At 34.4% G+C, this 17,537-nt stretch carries 12 protein-coding genes; 2 read left to right on the top strand and 10 right to left on the bottom strand.

Going from position 1 to position 17,537, the window contains the following annotated elements; genetic code table 11:
- The first annotated feature begins 2 nt into the window (after window positions 1-2).
- Both rpsI and rpsB read left to right on the top strand, forming a co-directional pair.
- Window positions 3-389 (top strand): 30S ribosomal protein S9, encoded by a 387-nt coding sequence (gene rpsI, locus BUR17_RS19330; RefSeq protein ID WP_034678948.1) that lies wholly within the window; start codon window positions 3-5, stop codon window positions 387-389.
- 187 nt (window positions 390-576) lie between these two features.
- Window positions 577-1,341 (top strand): 30S ribosomal protein S2, encoded by a 765-nt coding sequence (gene rpsB, locus BUR17_RS19325; protein WP_074232121.1) that lies wholly within the window; start codon window positions 577-579, stop codon window positions 1,339-1,341.
- A gap of 75 nt (window positions 1,342-1,416) precedes the next feature.
- Here rpsB and BUR17_RS19320 read toward each other — a convergent pair whose 3' ends face one another.
- From BUR17_RS19320 to BUR17_RS19270, 10 genes are all read right to left on the bottom strand, one after another.
- Window positions 1,417-2,124 carry a DUF6759 domain-containing protein gene (locus tag BUR17_RS19320; RefSeq protein ID WP_074232120.1) on the bottom strand — a complete coding sequence of 236 codons (708 nt, stop codon included), beginning with the start codon at window positions 2,122-2,124 and terminating at the stop codon, window positions 1,417-1,419.
- A gap of 82 nt (window positions 2,125-2,206) precedes the next feature.
- Window positions 2,207-2,662, bottom strand: coding sequence for a DUF6759 domain-containing protein (locus BUR17_RS19315; protein WP_074232168.1), 456 nt, complete (start codon window positions 2,660-2,662; stop codon window positions 2,207-2,209).
- A 104-nt stretch (window positions 2,663-2,766) separates the two neighbouring features.
- Window positions 2,767-3,444 carry a tRNA (guanosine(46)-N7)-methyltransferase TrmB gene (gene trmB / locus BUR17_RS19310; RefSeq protein ID WP_074232119.1) on the bottom strand — a complete coding sequence of 226 codons (678 nt, stop codon included), beginning with the start codon at window positions 3,442-3,444 and terminating at the stop codon, window positions 2,767-2,769.
- 731 nt (window positions 3,445-4,175) lie between these two features.
- Entirely contained in the window at window positions 4,176-4,646 is a 471-nt protein-coding gene (locus BUR17_RS19300) for a hypothetical protein (protein ID WP_074232117.1), read from the bottom strand.
- 270 nt (window positions 4,647-4,916) lie between these two features.
- The gene (locus tag BUR17_RS19295) at window positions 4,917-5,732 is read right to left on the bottom strand and encodes a helix-turn-helix domain-containing protein (protein ID WP_074232116.1); all 816 of its coding nucleotides are present in this window, start codon (window positions 5,730-5,732) and stop codon (window positions 4,917-4,919) included.
- Between the two features lie 119 nt (window positions 5,733-5,851).
- Window positions 5,852-6,637: a DUF6759 domain-containing protein gene (locus BUR17_RS19290; protein ID WP_074232115.1), complete on the bottom strand. Its 786-nt coding sequence runs from the start codon at window positions 6,635-6,637 to the stop codon at window positions 5,852-5,854.
- A gap of 155 nt (window positions 6,638-6,792) precedes the next feature.
- Entirely contained in the window at window positions 6,793-7,581 is a 789-nt protein-coding gene (locus BUR17_RS19285) for a hypothetical protein (protein WP_074232114.1), read from the bottom strand.
- A gap of 137 nt (window positions 7,582-7,718) precedes the next feature.
- Window positions 7,719-11,138, bottom strand: coding sequence for a T9SS type B sorting domain-containing protein (locus tag BUR17_RS19280; RefSeq protein ID WP_074232113.1), 3,420 nt, complete (start codon window positions 11,136-11,138; stop codon window positions 7,719-7,721).
- A gap of 114 nt (window positions 11,139-11,252) precedes the next feature.
- On the bottom strand, window positions 11,253-14,090 hold the full coding sequence (locus tag BUR17_RS19275) for a T9SS type B sorting domain-containing protein (protein ID WP_074232112.1): 2,838 nt from the start codon (window positions 14,088-14,090) through the stop codon (window positions 11,253-11,255).
- Between the two features lie 143 nt (window positions 14,091-14,233).
- Complete coding sequence (locus BUR17_RS19270) at window positions 14,234-17,290, bottom strand: T9SS type B sorting domain-containing protein (RefSeq protein ID WP_074232111.1); 3,057 nt, start codon at window positions 17,288-17,290, stop codon at window positions 14,234-14,236.
- Window positions 17,291-17,537: the final 247 nt, after the last annotated feature.

Raw genomic sequence — 17,537 nt, 5'->3', positions numbered from 1 at the left:
TTATGTCTATAGTTCACAAAATCGGAAGAAGAAAAACTTCTGTAGCTAGAGTTTATGTAAAGCCAGGAACTGGTAACATTACAGTAAACGGTAAAGATGCTGCAACTTATTTCTCTACAGACGTGATGGTTTACAAATTAAACCAGCCGTTTATCCTTTCTGAAACTGTTGGTCAGTATGACGTTACCGTAAATGTTTTCGGTGGTGGTAATACAGGTCAGGCAGAAGCTATCAGATTAGGTATTTCTAGAGCACTTTGCGAAATTAATGCTGAGTTCAGATTAGCATTGAAGCCTGCAGGTTTACTTACAAGAGATGCAAGAATGGTGGAAAGAAAGAAACCAGGTCAGAAAAAAGCAAGAAAGAGATTCCAGTTCTCAAAACGTTAATTTCGAGATTCAAGATTTCAGACGCAAGATTCAAGATTTTTTTCAGTCTTCAATCTCGGCTCTTGGTTCTTGGCTCTATTATCTAAACAAAAATTGCCCGTTACGTTTAGCATCCAAACGCTTCTCCCATCTAAAGAAGTTGTTGATTGTTTAAGAAACGGAAAGTAAACTAACAAAAACAGAAAACATGGCAAAAGCAAATGTAAAAGACCTTCTAGAGGCTGGTGTACACTTCGGTCACATGACTAGAAAGTGGAATCCAAATATGGCTCCATACATTTTTATGGAGAAAAATGGTATTCACATTGTAGACTTACATAAAACAGCTGTTAAATTGGATGAAGCGTGCAGCGCTTTAGAAAAATTAACTTCTGCAGGTAAAAAAGTTCTTTTCGTAGCTACTAAGAAGCAAGCGAAAGAAGTAGTTGCTAAGCACGCTGCTGAACTTAATATGCCTTATATTACAGAAAGATGGCCGGGAGGTATGTTAACGAATTTCGTTACAATCAGAAAAGCTGTAAAGAAAATGAACTCTATCGACAAAATGAAAAAAGACGGTACGTTCGAAACTTTATCTAAAAAAGAAAGATTACAAGTTGACAGACAAAGAGCTAACTTAGAGAAAAACTTAGGTTCTATCTCTGACATGGTGCGTCTTCCTTCTGCAATCTTCGTTGTAGATATCATGAGAGAACACATCGCTGTAACTGAAGCTAAGAAATTAGGTATTCCAGTTTTCGGTATTGTTGATACAAACTCTGACCCTAGAAAAGTTGACTTCGTTATCCCAGGAAACGATGATGCTTCTAAGTCTATCGATATGATCTTGAGCGTTGTTTCAGAATCTATCAAAGACGGTCAGTCTCAGAGAAAAGCTGATAAAGAAAAATCTAAAGAAGAAGGAGAAGTAGTTTCTGCTGATAAAGATGCAGATTTCGATTCTGCTGAATAATCTAAAGATTATCTTAAAATAATAAAACCGCTGAATTTATTCAGCGGTTTTTGTTTGTTATAGCTTAAAAAGCTACTATTTTTTCTTCTTTCTTTTAGGGGAAACATTCTGTTTTGTTTTTGCTTTTTCTGAATCTTTATTGAGCCTGTTTTCTGCGATTAATTCTTTTTCGGGTGTTGCTTTGAATCCCGGATTCTGTAAAACAACAACCAGACTTTTGTTAATCTCTTTTGAGCTTTGATATTTTACATCACAAACATTTCCCGAGAAAGTATAAGTATCTTTATTCAAAACAATAAAATTTTCACCTTTCGCCGGAACGGCAAGATTGTAAAATTTCTTTCCGGAGATTTCTAAAACCAAATTACAATCAGAATTATTTTTAAGCAGAAGAATGGCTTCATTGTGAGTAATATCTTCATTAAACATATTGTTTAAAAGCTTTTTGGTCTTCTCCCTATGTTCTTCTGAAGTTTCAGACATTAGTTTTTTAAAAACCTCCAGATTAGCTTCAGATTTTTTTTTGCTGTTTAACTGGTCTGGTAACTCCATGAAAACAGGTCTTGCATTTTTTGCACCTTTCGTCCATTCGGCATTTTTCAATGCGATGATACGCTGTTTTAGAATTCTTGTTTTGGGATCTTCGGGATGTGCTTTCCCTAGATATTCTTCAATCTCACTAATATTTGTGCTCTTAAGAACGTCAACTTTGTCAACCGTATTACTTGCACAAGATGAAAGAATGAGACCGAAGAAGAAAAAAGTAAGTGTTTTTTTCTTCATCAAATTGTGTTTTTTATTTTTCCGAATATGATTCGGAAGTTTTGTTGATTACAAAGTTAATCAAATTATGAATAAGATTCTTTTAGTTTGATAATTTTATACTGAAAGAATTGGTAACGTATTTTGTTTTCTCATAAACTGAATTGCAAAGCATTCCCGATACATTGTAATTCTGATTTTTAGGAACCATGGCAGACCCGATTTTATTAGCTCCAATCGGAATTTTTTTGAAATAGTTTTTACCGCTAATTGTTAAAACCATATTGCAATTTGATTTATTTTCTACAGAAATCGAGACGGTTGGGCTGTTTGAAGAATCATTCAACAAGCTGTTTAAAACTTCTGCGGTTTCAGGTTTATAGGTCTTTAACAAAGCTTGATATTCTCTTTCAGTTTGCGCTGCAGAACTCGTTGTTGTTCCTGTATTTGAAGCTGTTGGAAAAGGTTTTCGTATGGGTTGTCTGGTATTCTGATTAACGCTGCCACAACTATTCAGAAGCAAAGTGATAAAAAGAGAAAAGAGAAGAAACTTTTTCATAATAATATATTCCAGATTTAAATTTAAACTTTTTATTAAACTCAGAAAAGCTTGCTTTATTGCCATAAAAAAAGCTGCAAATAATTTACAGCTTCAATATTGATTTAATTAATCTTAAATTTTATATACGTAATTGTTTTTCCTTTTGCTGAAAACAATTCTTCATAATATGTTCGGATGTCTCTTAAATGAGGCGTATTCGGATCATATTCCAAAGCTCCGTAAATATCGTGATGCGCAGAAATAATTTCGTAACCGGCACCTTGTAAATAACCTAAAGTATAGCCATGCAAAAACTCTGAATCGGTTTTTAAATGTACAATTCCACCAGGTTTTAAAAATTTCTTATATCTTTCAAGGAAATCAGGATGCGTTAATCTGTGTTTCGTACGCTTATATTTAATCTGCGGATCCGGGAAGGTAATCCAGATTTCGTCAACTTCGTTTTCAGCAAAATAATATTCTACCAATTCGATTTGTGATCTTAGAAAACCAACATTGTGCATTCCGTTTTCTACTGCTTCTTTTGCACCGAACCAAAATCTTGCTCCTTTTATATCAATTCCGATAAAATTTTTATCTGTGAAAGTTTTTGCAAGACCTACTGTGTATTCACCTTTTCCACAACCTAATTCTAAAACGATAGGTTGGTCGTTTTTAAAGAAATCTTTTCTCCAGTTTCCTTTCAGTTCAAAACCATTGAGGGCTTCTTCTCTTGTAGGTTGTACAACGATTGGTAATGTTTTGTTTTCTGCGAATCTTCTTAATTTATTTTTGCCCATAATGTTAATCTCAGCAAAAATATAAAAAAATAATGCTTAGTTACAATATAAAAAGAGAATAGGGGGAACTATTCTCTCGATTTACATAAATTATATTTTTATTAATTACGGGCACTGGAAGCTTCCTCCTGCACAAACAGCCCGAACTCTACAGCCAGATGACGAATTTCCTTCCACACGATATTCGCAACAAGGCCTCTCTCCTCCTGGTCGATTACAAGAAGATGCACCTCCGTTTATTGTTCTCAAATCATTTCGATTGAGTGCTTTTGCTTTTTTCAAATTTTCCATAGTAAAAAAATTAAAATGTATATAACTCAAACATTTTAAGTCAATTGAGATTTTGACCTTTTGAAGTTAGAAATTTTACCTACTCAAGAAGTGGTTGACAAACCACATCTAAGCAGTGGTGGGGTGAATCTGGGCACATTGGTTTCCCACTACAACATTCATAAGAACACCAATCGTTTTTAATACCATTACCGGAGATATTTTTTAATTGTTCTCTGGATAAAGCTTTTATGTTTTTAAACGATAAAGCATTTGGACGTAAATTTTTCATTTTGTTGACTGTTTTTTTGTTAAAATTAATATGAATAAATATTCATTTCGGATTGCATTACCATTCTTGTTTCTTACCCGAACAAGCAATTTCAATATAATTTTGAATTAGGCTTCTGCATATTGTGAAAATCTCAGTTTGGGTTCCTGAAAAGTTTCCCATAATTTGTTTATTTTAATTTAATCGCAATACTTCCTTCATCAATACTCTGTACATTTTTATCCGTAAAAATTCCTCCAGCTTTTGTCTGTATTTTATCGAGCAATTTTTCCGAACTTCCGGTATGAGTTACTTTAATGGTAGAACGAGTAGCATTGAATTTCATCGTAGTTCCCGAAACTCCAGATGTTCCTTCAGCAATAGAATTAAGCTTTTTCAAAGTGGACAGATCTGCATTCTCAACTGAAATTACTGTTACAATAGAGCTTGCGTCATTTGTGTCGGTTGTTTTTTTTGATTTGTTTTTCTTTCCAAATATGGAACCTATTTTGCTACCTGTTTTATTGGCACGGTCAGCAGAATTGGCCGCGCGATCGGCTTTATTTACGACATTGTCAATTTTGTCTAAAATACCCTGAGCTTTTACGGTTGAAATACTAAATGCAATAAATGCAATACCGAATACAATAATTTTTTTCATGATTTCTTTTTTTTAATTAATAATATTTGCAATTTTTATAAATATTAACTGACTGCTTGTTTAATATTATATTGCATAGCGTAAAGATTCTATAAAGCTGTAAATGATTGATTTGTAATCTTATTTTTGCTTTTTGTAAAAAATTGAAATATGCTAAAAAATAACAGTCATTTGCTTTTTATAATTAGTTTACATGAATAAAATTATACAAAGAAGATGTATCAGAATTGTAAAAAAACGACACTGACAAAATATAGTTATGAGGAATTTTTACTCTATGAGTGTAATAAAAGAAGAACTTTCAGACCCTATAATATTTGATTGTACAAATTCGTAGGGCGTAATACCTGAAAATTGTTTGAAATCTTTGATAAAATGAGATTGATCAGAATAATGAAGCTCATAAGCCAATGCGGTAAGCTCAGAATATTGCAGACCATTTAGTAAAGTTAGGGCTTTTTCAAACCGTATAATTCTCTGATATTTTTTAGGCGAAATTCCTATCATGGTCTTGAATATTCTTTCTAAATGTCTTTCAGAAATATTATTTTCTTTTTGCAATTCGTGTATTTTCTTCTCATAATCAATAACATTAGAATGGATAATCTGATTCATAAGAGAAAGATTGCTTTTATTATGTCTTAATTTTTCAATTAAATACTGACTCATTTTAGAAACCTTGTCCTGATGAGAAATACAATTGTCTAATATATTACCAATATTGGTTTTATCAAAGTCACTAATGTCATATTCTTTATCGATAAGTTCAAAACTATTTATTGGGAAAAATGCAAAAAGACCATGAGGGTAAAAGCTTACTCCAAAATGAGAATATGTACCTGTAGTAAAAGCAGATAATTTTTCAGATACAACACCACTTATATAACATTTGGGCATATCTCTGCCTTTTTCATAAAATATCGACTGGAAATTATTTATATCTTGATAAATCAAACGAGGAAATCGATCAGCAAAACTCTCTAATTTTATAATAGAAATATCTGGACGATTAAAATCGTAGCTCCAAAAGTATTGTACAAAATTCTCTAATTCCTTTGGTGGAGGATACTTTATATAATTCATCATTGTGTTGTAAATGTTATTACAAAACTAATGCTTTCGTAGATGAAATAGTTGAAAATGTAAAAATAATTATGATTGTTGTTATCTTAAAATATTAAGAGAACATGTTTCAAAGGGAGAATTTAATTTTTATTATTAGAGCTTCCCAATGCTACCATTAATGGTTTTTGGATTGTTTTTTGTGAAGCATACTGCGCTCCGCAAACTATACTTGTAAATAAATAATCTCCTTTTTCTACCACAATAGAGTTGTCGCCATGAGCCGGAACAGGAAGTCTGTACTTTGTATTTCCGACACCTTCAATTCTTACGATAATATTACAGTCAGATTTGTTTTCAATCATCACAATGCACTCTTTTGAATTTGGATCATTGTCAAATAAAGAGTTCAGGATTTTTACGGTTTTATTTTTATGTTCTATAGGATTTTCTCCCATCAACATATTAAATTCAGAGGCTTCTGTATCAGCAATTACTTTGGTGCTTTTTGCTGCAGAAGAAGTGGTTACATAGACATTTTGCGCTGAACTTGGCGTATAAACTATCGCAGACTGACCGACCTGTAATTGTTTTTGATATTTTAAGATTTGCTTTTGTTTGATCATTGCATTCATCTCCTCGAAAGAAACTTTTGTAGAGGGACCTCTCTTCAGTCTCGCAAGGTTATCCTGCATTTCTTTTACTTTCTTATCACCGGGTGGAGCGTTTTTGATATAATCTTTCATAAAATCCATTACTCTCGGTTTCAGAACAGATCTTCGAGGATCATCCGGATGTGCATCTCTCAGGAAGGCGTTGATTTCATAGATATTCTTGCTTTTAAGAATATTGCTGTAATCTTTACCTTGCTTCTGTGCCGAAAATGTAAGAAACAATAAAGTGGTGAAAAGTGAAATTACCTTTTTCATTGAAATAATATTTGATGATGTGGTCTAAATAAATTTTTTTAATTATTTAGATCTTTGGTGTTATTAGTTTCAATAAAATTAAACAAATTTTTAAAAAAGAGTATTCTTTAAAGTGTTAAGATTTGTTTCTGGTGAATTTTTTTAACTTAAAATAATTATTTTACAACCTCCTGAAGATGCGAATTTTTTAATCTTCTTTGGTAAATAGGAAGATACTTCTCGATAGGAAGTTTAATGGCTTCAAAATTTCCGGTCTGTACATAGACTTCTATATTTTCTGAAGTATAAACAAATTGAAGGAAATTATCGATCAGGTTTTCAGGAATTTTGAGCCTTGTAAAATAGTCATTTCCTAAATAATTTTTGATGTTGGTTACAGAGCTGTTCATTCTTTCATAAGCTACTAAACGTTGTTTTTTCTTACGGTCACCGGAAAGAATATCAAATATACTTTCTAAACTGAAGGTAAGACCGCCGTCTCTTAAACCTGCAACAGGAAGTACAGGAGAAGTACCATCACCTTTGGGTTCAGGAAGACCAATTACTTTTTTCAAAGCAAGTGTTTTATCTTCTTTACGAATAGAGTTTACATCATATCTCAGGTTTCCTGTAGGTCTGAATCTGCTGATCACAACCTCTTGAATATCGTAATACGCTACTTTTAATTCTACTAAATTTTTAGAACTGAACATTTGCGGGTTCAGCTTTACATCTTTTCTTTCTGTAATAATTGATGTGAAGCGTATAACATCTCCGGGTTCTGCTTTTATGTTAAATTCTCCACTATAGCTTGTAAGAACAGTTTTGAGTGTTGTAAGATTGGTCACATAAACCTGATTAAGATACAGTACCGAATTGTCTCGTAAAAAGACTTCACCGGAATAATTCTGCGCATTAATCTTACTTATAAAAACCAACAATATAATTAATAAGAGTTTCTTCATATGTAGTGCAAAATTACATAAGAATTACGTCAGTTTTTATGTGAGATTTATCAATATGTGGTTAAAGTTATATTAAACTTTATAATAAACTGTTAATGTATGTTATAGAAAGGATTATTAGGCTTAAAATTTTTAAATTATTTATCCCAAAGGCTATTGTTTCTGTGTTTTACCAATAGCCAACTCGAATATTTTACGCTGGTTACATTGCCTAGTTCTGTCCAACTTATAAAATACCAATACGTTGCAGTAGAAACCGGTCTTCCTTTCATGTTTCCGTCCCAGGTAAATTTGTTGGAAGGCGTTCCACGGAAAACTTCTGCACCATATCTGTCAAAAATTCTAAACTCAAGATTGTCTTTGCCCATCAATGCAGAATAATCTATTTCGTCATTTCTGCCGTCACCATTTGGTGTTATGGTATTAATCAGATTAATGATTACAAAATCTTTTTTCACAATTTCGCAATTCAAAGAGTCTCTTACATAGATCGTGTGAGTTCCTCTTCCTACATTATTAAATATATTAGAAGTCTGCCAAATAAAACCGTCAAGAGAATATTCGTAAGCAGGTGTACCGCCGCTTACTCCAATTGTGACTGTAGATCCGTTGATCTCAATTGAGGTAATTATCGGTAAAGTAGATTCTGAAACATTTACAAACTGTCTGTAAACGCATCCGTTAAAACTAAGCTCAACCCAATAATTTCCTGCAGAAACATTAGAAATTGCAGGCGTTGTTTCGCCTGTGCTCCAAAGGTAAGCGTCAAATCCTGGACCTGCATCTAAGTTTGTTTTGGTTTTAGGACAAACTATTTTATTGGATAAGATATCAGACTTTTTAGGAACTTTAAGATTAATTCTTATGGTTGCTACATCCGGACAGAAGCCACTTTTTTCAAATCTTATATAGTAAGTATGAGATCCGGTAAGAGTTACTGCACCACTAATTGGTGAGACATCATTCTGTGCATCTGCAAGAGTTGCATGATAAGTAACGGTAACAAGTGGATCTACAGTAAACTGATTTAAGAAAAATGATAGATTCATCGGTTTTATTCCGTCTAAATCGTCATCGCAGAAATCGGTGTTGAAAGTATTTTTAATTAAAGTAAGTTTCGTACCCACTGTAAAATTGACTTGTTGAATAACAGGAGCACATCCATTAGGAGATTCTACACGAATAAAAATAGTAGTATTGATGTTGTAGCTCCAGTTATTTGGGAGGGTATTTGCGTTTCCTAAATTGGCATCTGCTAATTGAGCATAATATCTTACGTTGGTAAAATAAGCCGCGTTATTTAATATTAGTTGGGTAATATCTGAAAGTACAACATTCACAGTTCCATCCATATTTTCGTCGCACTGATTTCCCATATTAGCGGGAGTAACAATTGCTAGAGGAAACAGATTTAAAGTAATCTGTGCAATGCCTTTACATCCAGTAGGATTTTTTACAACGGCATAAACGATAGTTCCATTTGGTGCTGAATATGTTGTGGGAACAGTTATTAATGCTGCTAAATTTTCGTTTTGCGCATCAAATAAACTTGGGTAATAAGTAATCGTAACCGGTGTGTTTGTAGTAACAACAGCCGTTGTAAGATTAAAAGTTCCGTTGCCGTTGATATTACAAGCGTTTAAAGTAGCATTGTTTACGGTTACAGGGTGAATATTAATAGTTACTGTAACGGTTTCGCAATCTGTAAAGTTGGGATCATTTCCGCAGAAAGTATATACCAACGTGTCGGTTCCTCCAGCTGAAGGATTGGTCGCTGTATAGGTGATAACTCCTGTTGCAACATTAATAGTTGCCGTTCCCAAAGTTGGAGCAGTAGTAATGGCAACAGTTGAAGCTACCGGAGTCTGCGTAGAACTTGTAAATGCGGGAGTAATCACTTTAGTATCACAAATATTGTACGTTACAGCAGTTTGTTTCATACAGTTTAAAACTTTGAAAGGTGCTGTTATAAGTGGTGCACAAGTCCCCATAGTCACTGAACAGGTATAATTTCCTGATCCGGTAGGAGTATAAGTGGGTGACGTAGCTCCTGGAATAAGAACTCCGCCTACATACCATTGGTAAGAGTCGTAGATAACTGGGTCTACAGTAAGTACAATTCCCGGAACACAGTCTCCACCAGATTTTAAAATAACGGGTTGCGTAGAGAATCCTGCAAAAAAACCACCATATCCTACAGCATCACTTCCTGCAGTAATTCCTGCAGTGATTGCTTTTGTTGAAGTTACCGTAATTGTTCCTGTTGTATTGGGAATGCCATATGTCACCCAGTTGGTTGTACCGGTCATATCAAACGGTCCTGTTCCTGGAGGAGGAGGGTTTCCGTTGACAAAAACGGTTGCTCCTCTTTCTGTAATAAGATTTAATTTGGTTGGAATGGCAAGAATTCCTGTAGGATTGTTATTGGTATGTACAAAGTTTTCATTAATGAGTCCAATCTCGTCAATCTGCTTTGGAAGGTAGCAATTAAGTGCCGGAATAAAATTAAAACCGCCCGTTGCAACTTCATTTCCTGTAGTTGCTGCACCTGCCAATATTTGATACACGTAAGCATTTTTGCTTGTTACCAAATAAAGATTATAATGAGTGGTCCCCTGAAGCTGATATTTTGTGTCAGGAATTACAAAATATTGCCCGGTATTCAGGTTAGCAATAGGTGTCAATTCGTTATTTACGTAGACTGCTGTGTTATCTTGAGTGGCAATTACCATTGCGCCTTCCATATTGCTGCCGATATTTCCGTTCCCTTTTACAAGAGCAAAAGTAGTCCCAAGTTGACTTACCGGTATTGACTGATCCATCAAAATATCAGAACTGGTAGGATTGTTTCCTGCATATTGGCCGTTGAAGTTTCCGTTGGTAATGTTTATAGGTTTTGTGGCGACAATTTTAGCTCCAATAAATCCATCAAAATTTTCGGTGATATTTCCAATACCGTCAATAATATAAGATTGTCCCTTGTTTAATGTAAAAGTTAGAGTAGGATTTGTCGCTCCTGATGTTCCGTTTGAGAACTGTACGGTATTTTTGTACCCGGAGATCGTAACTGTTGTATTATCTTCAGTAGCCAAAACACTGGTCATGAAATTGAGAATGTCATTATTTACCGTAATAGGAGCAGAAGCTGCGTGAAAAGTTGTACCCGTGGAAGCGATTCCTTTTGAAGTAATAATTTCGGCATGGTTAAATACCGAAAATCTTAAGTTGGCATAAAAAGGAAAGTCAGCTTTTAAATATAAACCTTTTGAGGTTGGTGTAAACAAATCTGTCTGCTGAGTTGTAATAATATAATCCCGAAGAACATCGAATTTTTGAGGATTGTTTTTGCTAATCGTAACTGTACCAATCACAACATTGTTATTGTAAATAGTAACAGCAAATGGAGTAGTACGGTTTGTGGAAAGATAAAGTTTTTGATAAGGATTTGGGTTTCCTGTACGATCTACCATAGGAGCAAACCAATGTTCTCGATCCAGCTGAGCTAGCGAAGTAGAGAATATATAAAAAATAAGGAAAAAAGATAAAATTTTCTTCATTTTGAACTCGATTTTACCACAAATTTAATAATAAAATACGTTAATAGTTTTAAAAATAAACAAAAACCACGATAATGATATCGTGGTTTTAATAATATTTTATTTGAAAATTAATTATTCTCTGTTTTTCACTAAAATCCAGCCTGAGAATTTGATTGGAGTTTTGGTTTTTGCTTCATTCCAAGTAATACTGAACCAGTAATTTCCTGTAGAAACTTTTTTAGTTTTATTTATTGTTCCGTCCCATTTGTAACCAGTGTCTTTGTTTCCTTCGAAGATTTGTACTCCATAACGATCAAAAATTCCTAATACCAAATTTGGCTTATTGGCAAGAGCAGAATAATCTAAAACATCATTTACCCCGTCTCCATTTGGAGTAATTACATTCACAATATTAGGAATTGTAATTTTTACTTCAATTGGTACACAACTGAATGTATCTCTTACATACACTTTTACATCACCTCTCGGAAGATCTGTAAATACGTTTGAAGACTGCCAATTGATATTGTTTATAGAATATTCATAAGGTGCAACACCACCGGTAACAAATACTGTAATGCTTGTTCCTGTAACTTCAATGTTTGTAATAACCGGCTGCTCAGAAGCATAAACTTTTACAGCTTGCTTAGTAATACAGTCTCCTGTTTTCAGTTTTACCCAATAAGTTCCTACTCCTACATTAGAAATAGTTTGTGTAGTAGCTCCTGTGCTCCATTCGTATCCGTCAAATCCTGGTCCTGCATCTAATACCGTTTTGTCTTCAACACATATTACTTTGTCTACTAATACAGCAGATTCTACAGGTGCTAAAACAACCAATGTTATTTTTGCCACACGATAACATCCATTTGCATTACTGACTCTCACGTAAGCAACACCACTTGGAGCAATATAATTATCTGGAACCAATATTTCATTTGTTTGATTATGAGCATCAGTTACAGAAGGATAATATTTTTTAGTAATACCAGGTTGAGTAGTTACAATTGCATTGGTAAGATTAAATAATCCTGTCGCAATATTTTCTTCTAAGAAGCAAGTTCTTAATATTGCATCATTTACTACCGGGCTTTCTGCTACAGTTAATGTAAGAGTAATCTGCTCACAATCTACAAATTCAGGATCGTTTCCACAGAATTTATAAACGATAGTATCTGTACCTACAAAACCATTGTTTGGAGTATATCCAATAACACCTGTTATAGGGTTGATGATGGCTGTACCATTTGTAGGAGGTGTAATTATTTGAACACTGCTTGGCGAGAATGTCTGCGGAGATGTAGTAAATTGTGGAATGATATTTAAATATCCTTCACATACAGTTTTTGCTTTAGTAGTTTCTTCAAGACAAGTGAATACTTTATATACAGGAGTTGTTACCGGGATACAAGATCCTACGGTAATTCTTACGGTATAATTTCCAGATTGGATTGGTGTATAAGAATTACTATTTGCTCCAGGAATTGGAACGTCATTTCTAAACCACTGATATGTATCATAACTATCATCTACTTCCAAAACCAATCCCGGAATACAATCTCCGGTCTGTTTTGCAATAAGTGGGATTGAAGAAAATCCAGCGAAATATCCTCCGTATCCTGAGGTACTATGTCCCCCGTTAATTCCGGCAGTGACTGCTTTATTAGATTGTATAGCTATATTGCCAGCAATAGGCTGTATTGCATAGGTTACCCAGTTAGCATTTCCTGTCAATGGAAATGGTCCCTGCGCAGCTGTTGGAGTTATTGGTGCTCCTCCATTAACAGTATAAGTAACCGTAGCGCCCACTTCAGTTAAAATATTAAGCTTTACAATGGTACCAGTAGGGACAACACTTGCTCCTCCTGTACCTGTAGGCATTTCGCCCACTTTACCTATCTCATCAATTTTTCTTGGTAAAAAGCAGTTTAAAGGTGGAATATAATTAAAACCACAAGTAGCACTGTCATTATTTACCGAAACTAATTGATATAAATAAACATTTTTTGAAGTACTGATTAGCATATTGGCATGTGTTCCTCCTGCCTGTACAATATAGCTGCTTCCAGAAATTCTGTACCATTGTCCTTGGGATAAAGTTGCAACGGGAGTTGTAGATCCATTTAAATATACTTCTGTATTATTTTCAGTGGCAATCACTATTCCTCCTTCCAGATCTGGGAAGGTTGATCTCGTTCTTACCATTGCAAAAGTGCTTCCAAGTCTGCTTGTTGGTACTGACTGGTCTAAAATAATATCTCTTCCGGAAGCAGTGTTAATTCCAAAATTAGCAGTTACATTTCCGTTGGTAAGAGTAATGGGCTTGTTGGCAACAATTTTTGCTCCCATGAATGGAACAGTAGCAGATATTGGACCCGCAAAAATAAAAGATTGCCCTTTGTTTAAAACAAATGTATGAGTATTAGTTGTCGGAGTAGCTCCAAAAAATGTGAAAACTGCTGTAGCACTCCAGGTGGCAGTAACTATAGTATTATCTTCTGTTGCCAAAACCCCCGCAGTAAAATTATTGGAATCAAGCTGAGTAGAAGGAGTACTTGCAACAAAGAACTCTGTACCAATGCCCGCTTTACCTTTGCTGGTTACTACTTCAGCATGTTGAGTTGAATTTACTAATCGAAGGGTACAGTAAAAAGGTTTATCTGCCTTAATATATAATCCTTTATTAATTACAGTAAAAGCTTCCGAAACCATAGTAGCGGAAACATTTGCGATAGGAACAATAAAGGTTTGAGGACTTCCTTTGCTGATTGTTACATTTCCCAATGCAACATTATTGCTGTATACAGTTACTATAAAAGGTGTTACCGAATCTGTAGAAAGATAAAGTGATTGTGCTGTAACAGCTGTGGATGCATAATAGGGTGCTATCCAGTGCTCTGTATCTCTTTGTGCAAAGAGTATATTGCTACTAAAAAGCATCAATAAAAATGTGAGTAAAAGTTTTCTCATAATATAGAATTAGGATTTGTACAAAAATAATAGAATAATTTAAAAGTATTATAAAAAATATTAAAAATAACTAAAAAATAAGTAATGAATAGCTAAAAAAAGCCACAACCGTTAAGTTGTGGCTTAGTATTAAGTAGTGAGTTTTATTCTCTGTTTTTAACAAGAATCCAACCTGTATATTTAATTGGAGTTTTTGTTGCGTTGGGTTCATTCCAGTTGATGTGATACCAATATGTTCCTGTTACAATCTTTTTATTAGAATGGGTTCCATCCCATCTGTAATTATTAGACTTATCACCTGTGAATATTTTGTTACCATATCTGTCATAAATTACGAAGATAAGATTATCCTTATAAGCTAATTCTCTATAATCTATGTAGTCATTTACGTTATCTCCATTAGGTGTAATTGCATTTACTAAATTAGGAATAGTAACCTCCACTGAAATAGGATTACAATTGAAAGAATCTTTTACATAGAATGTTTGCTGTCCTCTTGTAAGATTGGTAAACACATTAGAGTCTTGCCAAGTTACTCCGTCTGCAGAGAATTTATATGGTGCTATTCCTCCAGTTACAATTACTGTTGCTGTATTGTTAGAAATTTCAATTGAAGTAATAACAGGATCTTGTGCTTTCTTCACGCTTACAAACTGTTTCACAGAACATCCTGAATCCTGAAGAATTACCCAGTAATCACCTACTGCCACTCCTACTATTGATTGGGTAGTTGCACCAGTGCTCCAACGGTAAGATTGATATCCAGGACCTGCATCTAAAGTAGTTCTGTCGTCAATACAGATGTATTTATCAACCAATAACGGAGATCGTTTCGGAGGAGTTACTTTAAGGTTGATTTTTGCTATTGCATAACAACCATTTGAGTTGAAAACTCTTGCATATACAGCTCCGTTTCCTGAAATATATGCATCAACTCCTAAAATTTCATTAGTTCCGTTACTTGCATCCGTGGAAGTAGGATAGAATTTTTTTGTAACCGGTGCTTCAGCCGTTATATTTGCGTTTAGTAGATTAAATTTACCTTTAGTTTCATTGTTTTCTATGAAACATTCTGTTAAAGTTGCTTCCTTAACTACTGGAGTAGGGAAGAAATCTAAAGTAATTTTAGCATTTCCTACACAACCTTCAGCCGTTAAAACTCTTACATATACTGAGCCTAATCCTGAGAAATAATTAGTTGGATTAGTAATCTGATTGGTGTTTGCATTTAAATCAGCTAGAGTAGGATAGAATTTTTTTGTTGTTGGTACCGCATTGTCTGTTACATTTGCTGTTGTTAAATCAAAAAATCCATTTCCTGCGTATTGACAAGCTTTAATAGTTCTGTCTGTCAGTACAAAAGGAACCACATTTAAATTTAAAGTTATCTGTTCACAATCTACAAATTCGGTAGCATTACCACAGAATTTATAAACAATTTTATCTGGTCCTAAGTATCCAGGGTTTGGAACATAAGTAATTACTCCTGTAGCTGGATTAGGTGTTGCAGTTCCATTTGTTGGTGCTGTAACAATTACAACAGTTCCTGGAACTGGTGTTTGAGTTGAGTTTGTAAATGTAGGAACAATTGCTTTTGTACCACAGATATTTATGTTTTGAGTGGTTTGCGCCAAACAAGTAAATACCTTGTATATTGGTGTTGTCACTGGTGGGCAAGTTCCCATCGTTACTTTAACAGTATAGTTTCCGGCAACCGCAGGAGTTATTGTGTGAGCAGTTGCTCCAGGAATTGCGACGTTGTTCAAAAACCATTGATAACTGTCATAACCATCATCAACTTCTAAAATAATTCCGGGAATACATTCTCCCGTCTGTTTTGAAATTACCGGAATTGAAGAGAATCCTGCAAAATATCCTCCGTATCCAGCTGTTTCATATCCGCCGTTAATACCTGCTGTAACGGCTTTGGTCGATGTAATGGTTAAATTGTCTGGTATTCCTTCAATAGCATAGGTTACCCATGTTGTATTTCCTGTGAGAGGATAAGGCCCTTGTGCTGGAGTTGGAGGGACATTGTTTACTAATACTGTAGCTCCTGCTTCTGTTAAGATATTTAATTTTAGATTAATCGTACCGGTATAACCAGGCATTTCGTTGATTTTTCCAATTTCATCGATTTTTCTAGGTAAAAAACAGTTCAATGGGGGAATATAGTTAAACCCACAAGTTGCACTATTATCGTTTACAGAAACCAACTGATATAAATATGCATTTTTGGAAGTTGTAACCAACATATTGTAATGGTTATTAGTCCCTTGTAATTGATAAGCACTTCCCGGAATTCTATACCATTGCCCTTGATTGATAGTGGCAACGGCGGCTCCCGCACCATTTAAAAATATGTCTGTATTATTTTCTGTAGCGATTACAATTCCACCTTCTAAATCTGAGGTGGTAGATTTAGTTCTCACCATTGCAAAAGTACTACCTAGTCTTTCTACGGGAACAGATTGGTCTAAAATGGCGTCAGATCCGCCCGCAGTTCCTGTAGCTCCGAAATTTCCGTTAACGTTTCCGTTGGTTAATGTAATCGGTTTATCTGAAACAATTTTAGCTCCCATAAAAGGTGCTGTTCCTGAGGTGTTTCCTGCAAAAATAAAAGATTGCCCTTTGTTTAAAGTGAAAGTATGGGTGTTTGTTGGTGCTGGGTTTGTAGGCGCTCCAAAAAATGTGACGCTACCATTCCAGGTTACTGTAACTACTGTATTGTTTTCTGTTGCTAAAACTCCCGCTGTAAAGTTATTAAATGTTGCAAGAGATGGAGTATTAGCTACGTAAAACTCCTTTCCAAGGCCTGCTTTACCTTTACTGGTAACAATTTCTCCATGTGAGAACTGCCCCATTCTTAGCGTACAGTAGAATGGTTTACTTCCTTGTAGATACACTCCTTTAGTAATAACATTAAATGCATCCGCAGCAAGATTAGCTGAGATTGTAGTGACCGGAATGTCGAAGGTCATTGGGTTGTTTTTGCTAATTGTTACCGTTCCTATAACTGCATTATTGCTATAGACAGTGACTGCAAAAGGTGTTGCATTGTCGGTAGACAAATATAATTTATTTGTGTACCCTCCAGCGGTAGCATAATAGGGTGCGATCCAATGTTCTGTATCTCTCTGTGCAAACAGAGACGTAAACATGCCGAGTATTAATGCTAAGCTGAGTAGAAATCTTTTCATAAAATTATGGAATTAGGATTTCTACAAAATTAAAATAATATTTAATATATTGTTAATAAATCATAAACAAAATTTAAAATTTATTCTCGATTCTATTGTGTGACCTGTTGAAATTACAAATTAATGATATTAAAATTAAACCATTTAGAACGTACTTAAACATGTTTTTTAGATATTATTGTGTGAATAAAAAAGGAAAATTCATTATGAATTCTCCTTTTTTAAATTTGATTACTTACTTTGTGTA

The organism is Chryseobacterium scophthalmum, assembly GCF_900143185.1.
GTDB classification, from domain to species: domain Bacteria; phylum Bacteroidota; class Bacteroidia; order Flavobacteriales; family Weeksellaceae; genus Chryseobacterium; species Chryseobacterium scophthalmum.
This window is presented reverse-complemented; position numbering and strand designations above follow the sequence as displayed.

Coding starts and splice junctions, on each gene's coding strand:
- rpsI (WP_034678948.1), top strand. CDS start 3: ATGTCTATAGTTCACAAAATCGGAAGAAGAAAAACTTCTGTAGCTAGA.
- rpsB (WP_074232121.1), top strand. CDS start 577: ATGGCAAAAGCAAATGTAAAAGACCTTCTAGAGGCTGGTGTACACTTC.
- BUR17_RS19320 (WP_074232120.1), bottom strand. CDS start 2,124: ATGAAGAAAAAAACACTTACTTTTTTCTTCTTCGGTCTCATTCTTTCA.
- BUR17_RS19315 (WP_074232168.1), bottom strand. CDS start 2,662: ATGAAAAAGTTTCTTCTCTTTTCTCTTTTTATCACTTTGCTTCTGAAT.
- trmB (WP_074232119.1), bottom strand. CDS start 3,444: ATGGGCAAAAATAAATTAAGAAGATTCGCAGAAAACAAAACATTACCA.
- BUR17_RS19300 (WP_074232117.1), bottom strand. CDS start 4,646: ATGAAAAAAATTATTGTATTCGGTATTGCATTTATTGCATTTAGTATT.
- BUR17_RS19295 (WP_074232116.1), bottom strand. CDS start 5,732: ATGATGAATTATATAAAGTATCCTCCACCAAAGGAATTAGAGAATTTT.
- BUR17_RS19290 (WP_074232115.1), bottom strand. CDS start 6,637: ATGAAAAAGGTAATTTCACTTTTCACCACTTTATTGTTTCTTACATTT.
- BUR17_RS19285 (WP_074232114.1), bottom strand. CDS start 7,581: ATGAAGAAACTCTTATTAATTATATTGTTGGTTTTTATAAGTAAGATT.
- BUR17_RS19280 (WP_074232113.1), bottom strand. CDS start 11,138: ATGAAGAAAATTTTATCTTTTTTCCTTATTTTTTATATATTCTCTACT.
- BUR17_RS19275 (WP_074232112.1), bottom strand. CDS start 14,090: ATGAGAAAACTTTTACTCACATTTTTATTGATGCTTTTTAGTAGCAAT.
- BUR17_RS19270 (WP_074232111.1), bottom strand. CDS start 17,290: ATGAAAAGATTTCTACTCAGCTTAGCATTAATACTCGGCATGTTTACG.